We start from the raw sequence: 14,970 nt of genomic DNA, 5'->3' as shown, positions 1-14,970 counted from the left end.
CCTGCATTAGTCTGCGAGCGACAGGTTTACGGCGCTTTCGCGTCCGTCGCGTCCTGCTTCGATGTCAAAGCTGACCTTTTGATTGTCGGCAAGGCCCGTCAGGCCAGAGCGTTCGACTGCAGAGATGTGGACGAAAATATCCTTGGAGCCACCATCGGGTGCGATAAATCCGTACCCCTTGGTCGTGTTAAACCATTTCACAGTGCCAGTGGCCATGTTGTCGTTCCTTATGTCAATCGCCGCTCGCGGACGTGCAGCAGCCCGGCCCGTCAGAGCTGGTTCGAACGAGGTCGACAGAAGTAACGTAGCATCACCGAGTATGTGGGGTGCCGGCGCTAAATCAACAATTTTTTGGGGGGAACCCGATTTCGGCAGGGTTTGGGCCGGTCGGGATGCGCGTTAGGCGCGCATCCCACTGTTCTGAACGCTTATGCCAGCGCCAGGTTCACAGCCGATTCGCGGCCGTCGCGGCCAGCTTCGATGTCGAACGTGACCTTCTGGTCGTCGTTCAGGCCGTTCAGGCCGGACCGCTCAACAGCGGAGATGTGGACGAAAACGTCCTTGGAGCCGCCATCGGGAGCGATGAAGCCGAAGCCTTTGGTTGCGTTGAACCATTTCACGGTGCCAGTAGCCATGTGAATATTCCTTCATAAGTATCCGCCCACAGGATTGCGACGGGGTGGCGTAGTCAGTGCATCGAGAGCGCTGTCGCCGTATGAAGGAGAACAGTGGGGTCGAGATGGTAACGTCTGCACGGAAGCGTATGGGGCAGTTTGCCCGCAAAAGCAAGGGTTGTGTTGGAGGCGGCATTTCTTTGCGCATCTGGCCCGACAGTGGCCAAGGTATGATCCGAACACACATAATACATCAGGGCTAGATCGTGGCCCGCTTTTCGCGTGACACCGCTGTGGCAGCCCACGGCGTCCCGCGGGATTTGAATATGTGACCTGCGACCGCGCGGGTGTGCGCAGGTCGCAGGTCACATCTGGTCGTGTTTTGCTTAGCGGGTGAACTTCTTGTGTTTCATCCGCTTGGGCTCCATCGCGTCGGCGCCAAGGCGGCGCTTCTTGTCTTCTTCGTAATCCTCGAAGTTGCCTTGGAACCATTCGACGTGGGCGTCACCCTCGAAGGCGAGGATGTGGGTGCAGAGGCGGTCGAGGAAGAAACGGTCGTGGCTGATGATCACGGCGCAACCGGCAAAGTTGGACAGGGCGTCCTCGAGCGCACGCAGGGTTTCGACGTCGAGGTCGTTGGTTGGTTCGTCGAGAAGCAGGACATTGCCGCCGGATTTCAGCAGTTTTGCCATGTGGACGCGGTTGCGTTCACCGCCTGACAGCAGGCCGACTTTTTTCTGCTGGTCGCCGCCCTTGAAATTGAAGGCCGAGCAATAAGCGCGGGAGTTCATCTGGGCGTCGCCCAGCGCGATGATCTCGGCGCCGCCGGTGATTTCCTCCCACACGGTGGCATCTGGTGACAACGCATCACGCGACTGATCAACGTAGGACAGTTTGACCGTGTCGCCGTAGGTGACGGAGCCTTCGTCGGGTTCCAGCTGACCTGTCAGCATCGAGAAGAGCGTGGATTTACCGGCACCGTTGGGACCGATCACGCCGACGATGCCGCCGGGGGGCAAATCGAAGGAGAGACCCTCGACCAGCAGCTTGTCGCCCATTCCTTTTTTCAGGTTCTCGACCTCGATCACCTTGGACCCAAGGCGCGGACCGTTGGGTATGATGATCTGGGCGCGGCCCATCTGTTCACGCTCTGATTGGTTGGCAAGGTCGTTGTAGGCGCTGATGCGGGCCTTGGACTTGGCCTGACGCGCCTTGGCACCCTGGCGCATCCATTCGAGTTCGCGTTCCAGCGTCTTTTGCTTGGACTTGTCCTCTTTTGCCTCTTTTTCCAGACGCTTGGCCTTGGCTTCCAGCCAGCTGGAATAGTTGCCTTCGTGCGGGATGCCCGAACCGCGGTCGAGTTCCAGAATCCAGCCTGTGATTGCGTCGAGGAAATAGCGGTCGTGGGTGACGATCAGAATCGTGCCCTTGTAGTCGATCAGGTGCTGCTGGAGCCAAGCGATGGTTTCGGCGTCGAGGTGGTTGGTCGGTTCGTCCAGCAGCAGCATGTCGGGGGCTTCGAGCAGGAGTTTGCACAGCGCGACACGGCGTTTCTCACCGCCAGACAGGGTGGTGACATCGGCGTCGTCGGGGGGGCAGCGCAGGGCCTCCATGCTGACGTCGATCTGGGCGTCAAGGTCCCAGAGATTCTGCGCGTCGATCTCGTCTTGCAGCTTCGCCATCTCGTCAGCGGTTTCGTCGGAGTAGTTCATCGCAAGCTCGTTGTACTTGTCCAGAACTGCCTTTTTTTCCGCGACGCCCAGCATGACGTTTTCGCGGACAGTCAGGTTCGGGTCGAGTTCGGGTTCCTGCGGCAGATAGCCGACGCGTGCACCTTCGGCGGCCCATGCCTCGCCTGCGAAGTCCTTGTCCTGGCCTGCCATGATGCGCATCAGCGTCGATTTACCGGTGCCGTTGACCCCGACGACACCGATTTTCACACCGGGGAGAAAGTTCAGGCGGATGTTTTCAAATACCTTTTTCCCGCCGGGATAGGTTTTGGACACGCCGTCCATAAAGTAAACGAACTGATAGCTGGCCATGTGTGCACCGCGTTTTGGATGTGTAAATTTGGCATCGTCTTACCTGTCAGGGGGCGGCGGGGCAATCAAAGACGCGTGCGGTTGATCTTGTCACGGGGTTTGCATTTCGATTTACCGGTTGCTGCAAGAGAGAGGGCGTTTGTGAGGCAGGGTTGGCCAGTCGCGCGCAGTGGGCAGCGCATCGGTTTGCTGGGCGGATCGTTCGATCCCGCCCATGCCGGACACGCGCATCTGACGCGCCAAGCGCTCATGCGGTTCGGGCTGGATCAGGTCTGGTGGCTGGTCAGTCCGGGTAATCCGCTGAAACAGCATGGTCCTGCGCCTTTGTCGCAGCGGGTCGAGCAGGCTCGGGCCTTGATGCAGCATCCACGGGTCAGGATCACGGCACTGGAAGCGCGCATGCAGACGCGTTTCACCGCCCAGACCTTGCGCAGGTTGATCGCGCGATATCCGGGCGTGCGTTTCGTGTGGTTGATGGGGGCCGACAATCTGGCGCAGTTCGATCAGTGGCAGGACTGGCGCTGGATCATGGATCATGTGCCGGTTGGTGTGCTGGCGCGGCCGGGTGATCGCATTTCAGCCCGTCTGAGCAAGGCTGCACGAATCTATCAGTCGGCGCGGATTCCTGCGAATGCATCACATGGGCTGCCGTACAAGGACGTCCCGGCATGGTGTTTTGTCAACATGCCGATGATGCGCCTTTCGTCATCTGCAATCCGTGCGCGGGCGTCTGGCGCGGAAGTGACCGGCAGCGTGTTGCCCGCTGTCGTCAAAGGTGGCTAGTTACTTCGCATGACAACTAGATCTCATCTGACGCGTCGCGCCTTGATTGCATCGCTGCTGGCCGGAGGGGCCGGTGCCGCATTCGCTGCTCCGACCCAAACCCTGCGGCCTGTTGTGCGGCCGGATGCGCAAATTCAGGGCGAGGCGCTGTTGTCTGCGCGGCCGATGTTGCGCAGCACGGCAGCCGACCTGATCCGCGAGGCTGGTCTGGACGGGCAGACCGGGTTTGTTATCGCTGACGCTGCAACGGGGCAGGTCCTCGAGGCGGTCGATCCTGACACTGCACGGCCGCCTGCCAGCGTGACCAAGGCAATTTCCGCGCTTTATGCCGTCGAGACGCTTGGTGCAGACTACCGATTTGGTACCCGTGTGATCGGGACAGGGCCAATCGTTGAGGGCGTCTTGAAGGGTGACCTGATCCTGGCGGGTGGTGGCGACCCGACCCTGGCGACCGATGACCTGGCAGGTCTGGTCGCACAATTGGTGGCGGCGGGTATCACGGGGATCGACGGTCGTTTTCTGGTCTGGGATGGCGCATTGCCAGGGGTCAAGGAAATCGAACCTGGCCAGTTGGACCAACTCAGTTACAATCCGTCCTTGGGTGGCCTGAACCTGAATTTTAACCGCGTGATGTTCGAGTGGGCGCGCACCGCGAGCGGATATGACATCACGATGGATGCGCGCAGCGACAGCCTGCGCCCGCCTGTGACCGCGGCGCGCATGCGGGTCGTGGATCGGTCTTCGCCGATATATACCTACGCAGAGGGTGCTGATTTCGACGATTGGACAGTGGCGCGCCGGGCGTTGGGCGGGTCAGGGTCGCGGTGGCTGCCGGTCCGGTTTCCTGCGATCTACGCGGCTGAGGTGTTTCAGGTGCTGGCCGCCGGGTCCGGGATCTTGCTGCCAAGGGGCGCGCTGACAGATAAGCAGCCCGAGGGTGCGAATCTGGCCGTGCATGAAAGCGAAAAGCTGGAAGATGTTGCGCGTGGCATGATGCGGTTTTCGACGAACCTGACGGCCGAGGTGCTGGGCATGACGGCCACCGCTGCGCGTCAGGGGGCACCACTGTCGATGCGCCTGTCAGCCGACCAAATGGCGCAATGGGTCGCTGACCGGACCGGCGCTGTCGCGCGGTTTGCGGATCATTCCGGTTTGACGGATCAGAATGAAATCAGCGCTGCCGAAATGGTTGCGTTCCTGCGGGGCACTGGTGTGAAATCCACGCTGGAGCCGCTGATGCGCGAAGTGGTGATGGTCGATGACAGTCGCCGCGCGCTGGACGGGTTTTCAGGGACCGTTCGCGCCAAGACAGGGACGTTGAATTTTGTTTCCGCGCTGGCTGGATACGTGACCACTGCGCAAGGCCGGTCGCTGAGTTTCGCGATCTTTTCCCATGACCCAGAGGCACGCGAGCAGTCCAAGTCGTCGCTGGATGAAGCGCCAGCCGGGACGGCCGCATACAACGGTCGGGCAAAACGACTGCAGCAGAAGCTACTGCAACGGTGGCTGATCCTCGGAGACATGACCGGCTGATCAAATCCGGGACCCCGATACGTCCGGTCCAAAAACTTAATTGAAAAGACGCGGAACCAATCGCGTCCCTTTGCCGTTCGATTGGTGAAGAGAGCGACAATTTGTCGCCGTAGAAATTAAGGAAGAAAAAATGAAAGCCGTACTTGGTATTATCGCCGCAATCGTTCTGGTCGTGGTCGTCTATCTGCTGTTTTTCATGGTTGACGTTGAACAGACCCAGGAAGGCCAGCTGCCTGACGTCGATGTCAGTGTGGAAGGCGGCCAGTTGCCCGAAGCTGACGTCGAAATGGGTGACGTCGAAGTCGACAGCACGACCGTTGAAGTGCCGACACTGGACGTTCAGTCCCCCGAAGAGGAAGAAGCCGAGACAACCGGCAACTAAACCTTACAACCTGATGCAAAAGGCCCGGTCAGTGACCGGGCCTTTTTCGTCTAGAGGGTCATGTGCCGTGCACGCGCGCCACGTTCGATTGCAGCCGCATGCAGACGGTCCAGCGCCAGCTCATAGCGAATTTCCTCGAGCATGCGGGTTTCTGTTTCACCGATCGCGCCGTCGGCAGCCGCAACATCGCATGACAAGGCATAGGCCGTTTCATAAAGCCGTTCCGGCAGGGCGTCGCGTATCAGCCCAAACAAAGCCTCCAGGCCGTCTTCTTGGTCCAGCAGGTCGAAAACGGTCTGCGTCAGTCGCGGCAGCCGTTCTGCATCGAAACCCGAGAAAACAGGCAGATTGTTGATTGCGCTGTTGATCTTGATCAATTCGGACGTCTGGATGTTTGCATCCGACGCCGAGACAGCGATCATGAGGGCGGCCAGCGCGTCCTGCGCGGTCATCGTATCGGCTGACATGTTATCCCCTTTCGAATGCGTGTGATTGGCATTTATTGACGCCAAGCCCCCCTCGCAATAGTGAGGCGCCTGCATCACCGCAACCCGCTGTGACTACAAGAGAGACCAACCATGAGCACATTCCGTGACGCTGCAATGACATCGAAGGCCTGGCCGTTCGAAGAGGCACGCCGTGTGCTCAAACGGTACGAAAAAAAGGACCCTGAAAAAGGTTATGTCCTGTTCGAGACAGGCTATGGGCCGTCCGGTCTGCCGCACATTGGCACGTTCGGAGAAGTGGGCCGGACAACAATGGTGCGTCGTGCCTTTGAGGTCATCAGCGACATCCCGACAAAGTTGCTGTGTTTTTCCGATGACATGGACGGGATGCGCAAGATCCCCGGCAATGTCCCGGATCCTGCGGCTTTGGAACCCTACATGCAGCGTCCACTGACTGCCGTGCCCGACCCGTTCGGAACGCATGGCAGCTTTGGCGCGCACATGAACGCGCGATTGAACAATTTTCTCGATACCTTTGGTTTCGAATACGAATTCGCCAGTTCGACGGAATATTACCAGTCCGGCAAGATGGACGAGATCCTGCTGCGCAGCGCCGCGCGCTATGACGACATCATGAAGATCATGCTGAAGTCCCTGCGAGAAGAGCGTCGGGAAACCTACTCGATCTTTCTGCCGATCAGCCCGGCGACCGGGCGCGTTTTGTATGTCCCGATGAAAGAGGTGACGCCGGATGGCATGATTACCTTTGCTGACGAGGACGGCACTGATGTTACTTTGCCCGTCACGGGCGGAAATGTGAAATTGCAGTGGAAGCCCGATTTTGGCGCGCGCTGGGCTGCGCTGGATGTCGATTTCGAGATGTACGGCAAGGATCACGCCGCCAACACGCCGATCTATGACGGGATTTGCCGGGTCTTGGGCGGACGCGCGCCCGAGCATTTCACCTACGAGCTGTTTCTGGACGACCAGGGCCACAAGATTTCCAAGACCAGTGGCAACGGCCTGACCATCGACGAGTGGCTGACCTATGCGGCGACTGAAACACTGAGCTATTTCATGTACCTCAAGCCCAAGACCGCAAAGCGGATGCATTTCGATGTGATCCCCAAGGCGGTTGATGAATATCACCAGCAGTTGCGGGCCTATGCCGATCAGGATGAGGCTGCGCGCCTGAACAATCCGGTGTTCCATATTCACGGGCATAACGTGCCCGCGTCCGATATGGTGGTGCCGTTTTCCATGTTGCTGAATCTGGCCAGCGTGTCGGGCGCAGAGGACAAGGAAACGCTATGGGGCTTTATCCAGCGCTATGCGCCGGAGGCAAGCGCCGCAACGCATCCGCAACTGGATCAGGCAGCCGGGTTCGCGGTGCAGTACTACAATGATTTCGTCAAACCCAAGAAAGTCTATCGCGCACCAGATGAGCGTGAAGAAGCGGCGTTGGACGATCTGGTACAGCGTTTGCGCCAATGGGACGGCGGTCTGGACGCCGAAGGATTGCAATCCGAGGTTTTTGCGGTTGGCAAGGCGCATGGGTTCGACCCGCTGCGCGACTGGTTTACGGCACTGTACGAGATTTTGCTGGGTGCCAGTCAGGGACCACGTTTCGGCGGTTTCATCGCGCTTTATGGTGTGGATGAGACAATCGCTCTGATAGAAGCTGCTTTGCGCGGCGATTTGCAGCAAGTCTGACAGACGAAACCCTTTGGCGATTTCCACCGTGTCTGATTTGATAATGGACACGGGGGAATGACATGCGAGTTGAATTGATGGCAATTTTGGTGGTTGGTGCGTTGGCCGGGCCTGTGCAGGCACAGGTTGCGGCCCCATCCGAGGCACCTGTGACCGCTGTGCAGGGCATCGAGGATGTCATTACTAACCAATTGGATGCATTGCGCGACCGCGATGTCGATCTGGCATTCACCTATGCCAGTCCCATGATCCAGCGTCTGTTCGGCGGGCCTGAGAACTTTGGCCGTATGGTCAGCCAAGGCTATCCGATGGTCTGGAACAATTCGTCATCGCGTTTTGTCGCCCAGCAAGATCTGGGGGCCCGCATCCTGCAACAGGTGATGATACAGGATGCATCGGGCGGGCTGCACATGCTGGAATACGCGATGATACAGATTGACGGTGCGTGGAAGATCGACGGCGTGTCCGTGCTGCCGCTGCCCGATGTCGGGGTCTGAGTGTTGCCGCTTGTGCGTGCGGTCCCCACGGGTCTGATTAACGTCCCATAACCTATTGCCTGCGTGACGACCGGGTCGATCCGGCTTGCGCAAAGGATAGGTTATGAACAAGGCAATTACCGACGGAATCGTGTTTCTGCCGCTGCCGTTTGCGGCGGGCCTCTCGGTCTGGTCAAGTGGCGACGGCACCCCTGGCAGCGACACCTATGCCACCAGCGGGACAGGTGTATTCGTGCCATCGGATCAGGATTTCGGCGGCTGTCTGGAAATTCAGAAAACCGGGACGGTCCAAAGCCTGCGCTACATGGCTGAGACGCCTCTATTGCGCGGTTGCTATCTGCGGATCACGGCGCGGGTCAAGGCGGTGGCGGGACCACTGCCTGCCGTGCGGGTCGCGGGTTATGCTGGTGTGGCAGGTGGCGGGGCGGCCAATGTTCCGCTTACGACAGGGCCGCAGACGCAACTGACCCGCTATGGCGAGGTTGTGGAAGTCAGCGCCATCGTCGGGACAGGCGCGCGCGCCGGCGTCGATCTAATCTGGCTGGACGCCATCTATGGTCACTTTGGCATTGATCTGGTCGGCCCGTCCGGCGGTCTGGTGCGGATCGATAATATCGTGATCGAGGATTTCACGGTCGCGTTTCTGCGGGACCTGATGTCGATGGTCGATGTGCGCGACTACGGTGCCAAGGGCGATGGGACAACTGACGATTCAGCTGCTTTCGAGGCGGCTGACAGTGCGGCGCAGGGGCGCGAAATTTTGGTCCCGGCAGGTGTCTATCATCTGGAAAACGATGTCAGTATCCAAAGCAAGATCCGGTTCGAAGGGACTGTGACCCAGCCTGACGACCGCCGCTTTATCCTGCAAAACGGATATGATCTGCGCGCCTATGTCGAGGCATTTGGCGACGAGGAACAGGCGTTCAGAAAAGCCTACCAAGCCTTGCTGAATTTCTCGGATCACGAGTCGCTGGATATGTGCGGCATCAGGGTGACGCTGAACGGGCCGCTTGACATGCAGGCATGCGATCCGACGCGGCAGGTGTTCGCGACACGCCGCGTCGTGCGCAACGGTCAGTTTCAGCCTGCGAATACCACCGCCTGGGATACGGATGTGGTGACTTCGGCCGGAACCTATGACCGAAGTGCCGATAGGCGGCTGACGAATGTGACGAATATCGCAAATATTCAGCTGGGATCGCTGGTCAGCGGGGCCGGTGTCGGACGTGAAATTTATGTGCGTGCGATTAACGTCGGTGCCCGTACCCTGGAGCTGAGCCAGCCGCTGCATGATGCCGTCGGATCGCAGACCTTTACCTTTACCCGGTTCAAATACCTGCTGGATTTCTCGGGCTATGCCGATCTTGCGCAATTCGTGTTGGACGATATCGAATTCCAATGCGCAGGACTGGCCAGCGGCATCCTGATGGCACCCGAGGGGCTGACGTTTCACGTCCGCGACTGCTTTGTCACCCGGCCAAAGGATCGGGGGATCACCTCTCCGGGTCGGGGCTGTCAGGGCATGATGATCGACCGTTGCCAGTTCAATTCGAACGAACAGGGGCTGCGGGTCCAGGACCGGACAACGATCGCTCTGAATACAAACGCCGAGGACGTCAAGATCCGCGACAACCGCTGCGCGCTGTTCAAGCATTTCGCCGTGATCGGTGGCGGTGGTACGACGATCACGGCAAACCATTGGTTCAATGGTGATAGTGTCACGGGTGGCGTTCGCGTTGCCGGACTGATTTTTGCAACACCCAACTGTCGGTCTGTCGTGACAGGCAACTACATCGACAACGGTTGGATCGAGTGGACGAACGAATATGAATCCGAGCCGGAATTCGTGAACCAGTTTTCCTTTGGCGGGCTGACCATCACCGGCAATCATTTCATCGCTCTGAATGCCACGACCGGGTTCAATTTTTTGCGGATCAAGCCTTATGGGCCCGGTCATTTCGTCCAAGGGTTTTCGATGACGGGGAATGTGTTCCGCGCCGTGAACGGCAAGATCGACCGGATGGAAGGGATCGACACCACGTTCGCGGGATTGGATCTGACCCGGATGCGACAGATCACGATCGACGCGAATACCTACAATGGCATCGAAGAGCCGGTCTATAACCCGGCATCGCTGATCCATACGCAGAACACGGCGGCGTCAAACTGGGTTGCACGCACTGACCCGTATTTGCCGTTCAGGGGGCATGCACGCACGATCGACGGTCTCGCGATGGTGCAAGCCTTGCGGACCGGTGACGGGGCGAACGTCAATGATATGCCGTGGGTCGAAACGAGTTACAGCAACGACAGCCGCGATTTGCGATTTGCGTTCGAACGCAGTGTGCGGGGGGCTGTGCGCTATACGGTGCGGATGGACAATCCGGTGTAATCCTAGAACTGGATCCAGGTCTCGATCTTGAGCGCGCTGCCGCGGTCCCCCGTCAGCGCGTGAACCGAGCCGAGATTGACCCTGTAGCGTTCGTTGATGGTGTAGATCAGGGTGGGGCTGACCTTGGCGTAATGGTCGTCTGAAAACCCTTGTCCTGTCTGCACCTGAAGCGTCGTGGTCCATTGGTCGGACCACGACCGCCCCCATGTGAAATCGGCTTTTGGCCGAAAAGTCTGGTCGATTGCGCCGTAGGTAATGTTACCGTCAAATGCGAGCCAGCCGTTGGGCGTCGATTGCCCCAGTGACATCCCGATGCGGGTCAGCAATTCCTCGCTGCCGTCGGCATTGCGGCGGTATCCGATTCCAAATGACAACATGGATTTGAGGTCGGCATCGAGGTTGTTTGCCGGAATGGCCGCGAAACCAAAGGCCGAATAAATGCGTCCCTTGTCGGCTGAGTAAAAATCGAGACCGACGGTCAGTTCTGGCCGCAGACCATATTCGACATAGAGCGTCGGATCGTAATGGACCGGCAATTCTGCGCCGTCGGATAGCAGGAAATTTCCGCCTGCCGCAATAAAGGTATGACCTTCTTCGCGTGGCCACGGGCCCGCATGGGCCGCTGATTGCAGCCCCACGAGACAGGACACCCAGATCAGCAGGATTTTCATCACCATTCTCCGTGTGGCGACGATCCTGGGTCAGGGTTAATTTCGAATTAACGCGGCATTAAATTTCCGTGTCCTTCCCACGTATGCGTAATCGCAGTGCATAGGCCGGGTATGCGAAAAACTCTCTGATCGTCTGGCGCAGTATGGTGCGCGGGTGTCCGCCGCGCAGACTGGGCGACATGGTGGTTGCCGTATAGCCAAGGTGTCTCGCGGTCAGTCGCGCACGGGGTGCGTGAGTCCGGTCGGTCACGATGATGACTGTCCGGGTGTCCGGGCCCAACAGTTTTCGGGAAAAACGGAGATTTTCCAGTGTAGTTGTGGATCTGTCTTCCTGGATGATGGCTGTGGCAGGCACGCCTTGCGAAATCAAGATATCGGTGATTGCCATGGCTTCGGTTGGCGGGTGCAGGCCCAATCCGCCTGTCGCAACGATCAGTGGGGCATGACCTGCAAGGAACAGCGCCGCCGCATGTCGTGCCCGCCTTTGCAGGGTTGGCGAGGGACCGCTGGCCCAGACTGCTGCGCCCAGGACAATGATGGCATCCGCCACGGGCGGCGCATTGTAATTAACTTTACACACTTTGGTCAAATCGATCCCGATTGTTTACAAGAGGTGCGATGCTCTGGCACCGCCCGCTTGGATTCCCTACGCTCTTGCTCATGATGACGCGAAGTCGAACGACCGCAACCGGGGAACAGCCGGGAGGAGTGCGGGCACTACAAAGGGGGGAAACCTGACATGGCCGACAACGACAAGACCTATGCACCCAGCGCGGAAATGGCTGCCGGTGCCCATGCAGACCGCGCCACATACGAGGCGATGTATGCGGCCTCGGTTGCGGATCCAGATGCGTTCTGGGGTGAGCATGGCAAGCGGCTGGACTGGATGACACCCTATACCAAGGTCAAGAACACCAGCTTTGCCCCCGGCAATATCGACATCAAGTGGTTCGAGGACGGCAGCCTGAATGTCGCGGCCAATTGTATCGATCGTCATCTGGCAACGCGCGGCACACAGACGGCAATCATCTGGGAACCCGATGATCCCGAGGCTGGGGCGCAGCATATCACCTATCAGCAGTTGCACGCGCATGTGTCGAAATTCGCCAACGTCCTCAAGGAGATGGGCGTGGGCAAGGGGGATCGGGTCGTGATCTACCTGCCGATGATCCCGCAGGCGGCCTATGCGATGCTGGCCTGTGCGCGGATTGGCGCGATCCATTCGGTCGTCTTTGCGGGTTTTTCCGCGGATGCACTGGCAGCGCGCGTCAATGGATCAGAGGCCAAGGTCGTGATCACGGCTGACGAGGCCCCGCGCGGCGGCAGAAACACCCCGCTGAAGGTCAACGCCGACAAGGCATTCGAAAAGGTGACGGTCGATTCGAAAATGTTGGTGGTCAAGCGGACGGGTGGCGACATCGCCATGACCGCAGGGCGCGATGTCTGGCTGCACGAAATGGAAGAAACCGTAAGTTCAGATTGCCCGCCCGAAGAAATGAATGCAGAAGACCCGCTGTTCATCCTCTACACCTCCGGCTCGACCGGGCAGCCCAAGGGCGTTGTGCATACCACTGGCGGCTATCTGGTCTATGCCAGCATGACGCATCAGTACACATTCGACTATCACGATGGCGATGTGTTCTGGTGCACGGCTGATGTGGGTTGGGTGACCGGCCACAGCTATATCGTCTATGGCCCGCTGGCGAACGGCGCGACGACCCTGATGTTCGAAGGCGTGCCGACCTATCCCGATGCGGGCCGGTTCTGGCAGGTCTGCGAAGAGCACAAGGTCAACCAGTTCTATACCGCGCCCACGGCCATCCGGGCGCTGATGGGCAAGGGGAACGCCTTTGTCGAAAAATACGACCTGAGCGCGCTCAAGGTGCTGGGAACCGTCGGCGAACCGATCAATCCAGAGGCATGGAACTGGTACAACGACGTGGTCGGCGGCGGGAATGTGCCCATCGTCGATACCTGGTGGCAGACGGAAACCGGGGGGCACCTTCTGACGCCGCTGCCCGGTGCAACGCCGACCAAGCCGGGGTCTGCGACACTGCCGTTCTTTGGTGTGAAACCCGTGGTGCTGGAACCTGAGACCGGCAAGGAAATCACCACGACCGAGGCCGAAGGCGTGCTGGCGATCGCGGACAGCTGGCCTAGCCAGATGCGCACGATCTGGGGCGATCACGACCGGTTCGAAATGACCTATTTCAGCCAGTACAAGGACATGTTCTTCTCCGGCGACGGCTGCCGTCGTGACGCCGACGGCTATTACTGGATCACGGGTCGCGTGGATGACGTGATCAACGTGTCTGGCCACCGCATGGGCACGGCAGAAGTCGAAAGCGCGCTGGTCGCCCATACGGCCGTGAACGAGGCCGCAGTGGTCGGTTATCCGCACGACATCAAGGGTCAGGGCATCTATGCCTATGTGTCGCTGATGGCGGGCCAGGACCCGTCAGAAGAACTGCGCAAGGAGCTGTCCGACTGGGTCCGCGCGGAAATCGGGCCGATTGCCAAACCGGACCTGATCCAGTTCGCGCCGGGCCTGCCGAAAACGCGATCCGGCAAGATCATGCGCCGTATCCTGCGCAAGATTGCGGAAAACGACTATGGCGCGCTGGGCGATACCTCGACCCTCGCAGAACCAGAGGTGGTCGATGATCTGATCGCCAACCGGATGAACAAGGGTTGACGCCTCTGGCCCCCGCCCGGCGGGTGGGGGCCTAAGACGGCGATCTGTTTGTCACGGCGGGCCAGCCGCTCAGCCCGATGACACCCAGTTCGCGGACCAGTTTGCGGCGCATCGCTGTCTCGTAATCGGCAAAGCTGTTGGCGACTTCGACAAAAGCACCGGGTCCGCGGATGACCTCGTTCATGTAGAACGGGATCAGATTGACCTCGCCCTCGAAATCAGCGGCGTTCACGACCAATCCGTTGACCGTGACGTCACCCAAGGGAAAGGCGTTGTAAGCGTCAATCGGGCCGAACCCTTCGTTGTTGATGCCGTCGCCCGCCATGTCGATCGTTTGGAACAGACAGCTTGGACCTGCCTCTAGTACGCCCGCCGCATGGCCCAGCGCATAACCCATGGCCGTCGGAAAATCGTTGTGACTGCGGATGCTGGACGACACGGCGGCTGCAACAGCGTCGAGGTCACCGGGCGTTTCGATCATGCGCCAATCGCTGAGCGCCACCTGATTGTAGCGGCCCGACCATTCAAAGACATAGAGCGCAACCGGATCGGGCGAGGCAAAGAATGCCGCCTGCACCTCTGGTGCGATCATGGCCGCGGCAAGGCCCTGACGTTGCAATGCATCCTCGGTCGCATCGACCGAGGATGACACGTCGATGGCCAGAACCAGCGCCAGCCGGCAGGCCTCGGCGGGGGCCGCCGCAAGGGACAGCCCTGCGATCAGCCCCCGCATCATCACCAATGCCCGGTGTTTTCCATGCTCTTCCACGGCTCGGCCGGCGGCAGGGCATCGCCGTCCTGCAACAGCTCGACCGAAATGTTGTCGGGCGACCGCACGAATGCCATGTTGCCGTCGCGGGGCGGACGATTGATCGTGACGCCGTTGTCCATCAGGTGCTGGCACATCTCGTAGATGTTGGGCACGCTATAGGCCAGATGGCCGAAATGGCGGCTGTCGTCGGGCAGGGCGTCGTCGCCGTCCCAGTTGTAGGTCAACTCCACCGGACAATCCTCGTCGCCCTCGGCTGCCATGAAGATCAGGGAAAAGCGTCCGCCCTCGTCATCGCGGCGGCGAATTTCGCGCAACCCCAACAGGTTGAAAAACGCCATCGTTTTTTCCAGGTCCTTCACGCGGACCATGGTGTGCAGATATTTCACGGGCATCTCAGGCCTTCCTTTGTTCTGTGTCTGCCACGAAACCT

General features: G+C 59.4%; 15 protein-coding genes. 7 read left to right on the top strand and 8 right to left on the bottom strand.

Annotated features, from left to right (window positions below; genetic code table 11):
* Window positions 1-6: 6 nt before the first annotated feature.
* From BMX27_RS13685 to ettA, 3 genes are all read right to left on the bottom strand, one after another.
* Window positions 7-216, bottom strand: coding sequence for a cold-shock protein (locus BMX27_RS13685; protein WP_056036161.1), 210 nt, complete (start codon window positions 214-216; stop codon window positions 7-9).
* Window positions 217-428: 212 nt separating this feature from the next.
* Window positions 429-635, bottom strand: coding sequence for a cold-shock protein (locus BMX27_RS13680; RefSeq protein ID WP_056036158.1), 207 nt, complete (start codon window positions 633-635; stop codon window positions 429-431).
* A 365-nt stretch (window positions 636-1,000) separates the two neighbouring features.
* Entirely contained in the window at window positions 1,001-2,656 is a 1,656-nt protein-coding gene (gene ettA, locus BMX27_RS13675; protein ID WP_090160384.1) for an energy-dependent translational throttle protein EttA, read from the bottom strand.
* Window positions 2,657-2,797: 141 nt separating this feature from the next.
* Here ettA and BMX27_RS13670 point away from each other — a divergent pair, with 141 nt between their 5' ends.
* The 3 genes from BMX27_RS13670 to BMX27_RS13660 all read left to right on the top strand — a co-directional run bounded on the left by BMX27_RS13670 (window position 2,798) and on the right by BMX27_RS13660 (window position 5,354).
* Window positions 2,798-3,439 carry a nicotinate-nucleotide adenylyltransferase gene (locus tag BMX27_RS13670; RefSeq protein ID WP_256212560.1) on the top strand — a complete coding sequence of 214 codons (642 nt, stop codon included), beginning with the start codon at window positions 2,798-2,800 and terminating at the stop codon, window positions 3,437-3,439.
* Window positions 3,440-3,448: 9 nt separating this feature from the next.
* Window positions 3,449-4,972, top strand: a complete 1,524-nt coding sequence (dacB, locus tag BMX27_RS13665) for a D-alanyl-D-alanine carboxypeptidase/D-alanyl-D-alanine endopeptidase (RefSeq protein ID WP_090160380.1) — start codon at window positions 3,449-3,451, stop codon at window positions 4,970-4,972.
* Window positions 4,973-5,102: 130 nt separating this feature from the next.
* Complete coding sequence (locus BMX27_RS13660; protein WP_090160379.1) at window positions 5,103-5,354, top strand: hypothetical protein; 252 nt, start codon at window positions 5,103-5,105, stop codon at window positions 5,352-5,354.
* A 50-nt stretch (window positions 5,355-5,404) separates the two neighbouring features.
* Here BMX27_RS13660 and BMX27_RS13655 read toward each other — a convergent pair whose 3' ends face one another.
* Window positions 5,405-5,821 (bottom strand): tellurite resistance TerB family protein, encoded by a 417-nt coding sequence (locus BMX27_RS13655; RefSeq protein ID WP_056036141.1) that lies wholly within the window; start codon window positions 5,819-5,821, stop codon window positions 5,405-5,407.
* 111 nt (window positions 5,822-5,932) lie between these two features.
* Here BMX27_RS13655 and BMX27_RS13650 point away from each other — a divergent pair, with 111 nt between their 5' ends.
* The 3 genes from BMX27_RS13650 (at window position 5,933) to BMX27_RS13640 (ending at window position 10,402) form a co-directional block, all read left to right on the top strand.
* Window positions 5,933-7,513, top strand: a complete 1,581-nt coding sequence (locus BMX27_RS13650; protein WP_090160375.1) for a lysine--tRNA ligase — start codon at window positions 5,933-5,935, stop codon at window positions 7,511-7,513.
* A gap of 62 nt (window positions 7,514-7,575) precedes the next feature.
* The gene (locus BMX27_RS13645; RefSeq protein ID WP_090160373.1) at window positions 7,576-8,010 is read left to right on the top strand and encodes a DUF4864 domain-containing protein; all 435 of its coding nucleotides are present in this window, start codon (window positions 7,576-7,578) and stop codon (window positions 8,008-8,010) included.
* A 103-nt stretch (window positions 8,011-8,113) separates the two neighbouring features.
* Window positions 8,114-10,402, top strand: coding sequence for a glycosyl hydrolase family 28-related protein (locus tag BMX27_RS13640; RefSeq protein WP_090160371.1), 2,289 nt, complete (start codon window positions 8,114-8,116; stop codon window positions 10,400-10,402).
* A gap of 2 nt (window positions 10,403-10,404) precedes the next feature.
* Here BMX27_RS13640 and BMX27_RS13635 read toward each other — a convergent pair whose 3' ends face one another.
* Window positions 10,405-11,073 (bottom strand): hypothetical protein, encoded by a 669-nt coding sequence (locus BMX27_RS13635; protein ID WP_143056829.1) that lies wholly within the window; start codon window positions 11,071-11,073, stop codon window positions 10,405-10,407.
* Between the two features lie 58 nt (window positions 11,074-11,131).
* Window positions 11,132-11,623 (bottom strand): YdcF family protein, encoded by a 492-nt coding sequence (locus BMX27_RS13630; protein WP_090160367.1) that lies wholly within the window; start codon window positions 11,621-11,623, stop codon window positions 11,132-11,134.
* Between the two features lie 189 nt (window positions 11,624-11,812).
* On the opposite strand from BMX27_RS13630, the gene acs reads away from it, so the two are divergent.
* A complete protein-coding gene (gene acs, locus BMX27_RS13625; RefSeq protein WP_090160365.1) occupies window positions 11,813-13,768 on the top strand; it encodes an acetate--CoA ligase in 1,956 nt (651 codons plus the stop codon).
* A 31-nt stretch (window positions 13,769-13,799) separates the two neighbouring features.
* Here the strand turns inward: acs and BMX27_RS13620 are convergent, their stop codons facing one another.
* Window positions 13,800-14,504 (bottom strand): DUF1194 domain-containing protein, encoded by a 705-nt coding sequence (locus BMX27_RS13620; RefSeq protein WP_090160362.1) that lies wholly within the window; start codon window positions 14,502-14,504, stop codon window positions 13,800-13,802.
* Entirely contained in the window at window positions 14,504-14,932 is a 429-nt protein-coding gene (locus BMX27_RS13615; protein ID WP_056036122.1) for a VOC family protein, read from the bottom strand. Before BMX27_RS13615 ends, BMX27_RS13620 begins: the two co-directional genes overlap by 1 nt.
* Between the last annotated feature and the right edge of the window lie 38 nt (window positions 14,933-14,970).

The sequence above is a fragment of the Loktanella sp. DSM 29012 genome, assembly GCF_900110705.1.
GTDB lineage: Bacteria > Pseudomonadota > Alphaproteobacteria > Rhodobacterales > Rhodobacteraceae > Loktanella > Loktanella gaetbuli.
The sequence above is the reverse complement of the archived record's forward strand: the minus strand, read 5'-3'. Positions and strand labels throughout refer to the sequence as shown.

Coding starts and splice junctions, on each gene's coding strand:
- BMX27_RS13685 (WP_056036161.1), bottom strand. CDS start 216: ATGGCCACTGGCACTGTGAAATGGTTTAACACGACCAAGGGGTACGGA.
- BMX27_RS13680 (WP_056036158.1), bottom strand. CDS start 635: ATGGCTACTGGCACCGTGAAATGGTTCAACGCAACCAAAGGCTTCGGC.
- ettA (WP_090160384.1), bottom strand. CDS start 2,656: ATGGCCAGCTATCAGTTCGTTTACTTTATGGACGGCGTGTCCAAAACC.
- dacB (WP_090160380.1), top strand. CDS start 3,449: ATGACAACTAGATCTCATCTGACGCGTCGCGCCTTGATTGCATCGCTG.
- BMX27_RS13660 (WP_090160379.1), top strand. CDS start 5,103: ATGAAAGCCGTACTTGGTATTATCGCCGCAATCGTTCTGGTCGTGGTC.
- BMX27_RS13655 (WP_056036141.1), bottom strand. CDS start 5,821: ATGTCAGCCGATACGATGACCGCGCAGGACGCGCTGGCCGCCCTCATG.
- BMX27_RS13650 (WP_090160375.1), top strand. CDS start 5,933: ATGAGCACATTCCGTGACGCTGCAATGACATCGAAGGCCTGGCCGTTC.
- BMX27_RS13645 (WP_090160373.1), top strand. CDS start 7,576: ATGCGAGTTGAATTGATGGCAATTTTGGTGGTTGGTGCGTTGGCCGGG.
- BMX27_RS13640 (WP_090160371.1), top strand. CDS start 8,114: ATGAACAAGGCAATTACCGACGGAATCGTGTTTCTGCCGCTGCCGTTT.
- BMX27_RS13635 (WP_143056829.1), bottom strand. CDS start 11,073: ATGAAAATCCTGCTGATCTGGGTGTCCTGTCTCGTGGGGCTGCAATCA.
- acs (WP_090160365.1), top strand. CDS start 11,813: ATGGCCGACAACGACAAGACCTATGCACCCAGCGCGGAAATGGCTGCC.
- BMX27_RS13620 (WP_090160362.1), bottom strand. CDS start 14,504: ATGATGCGGGGGCTGATCGCAGGGCTGTCCCTTGCGGCGGCCCCCGCC.
- BMX27_RS13615 (WP_056036122.1), bottom strand. CDS start 14,932: ATGCCCGTGAAATATCTGCACACCATGGTCCGCGTGAAGGACCTGGAA.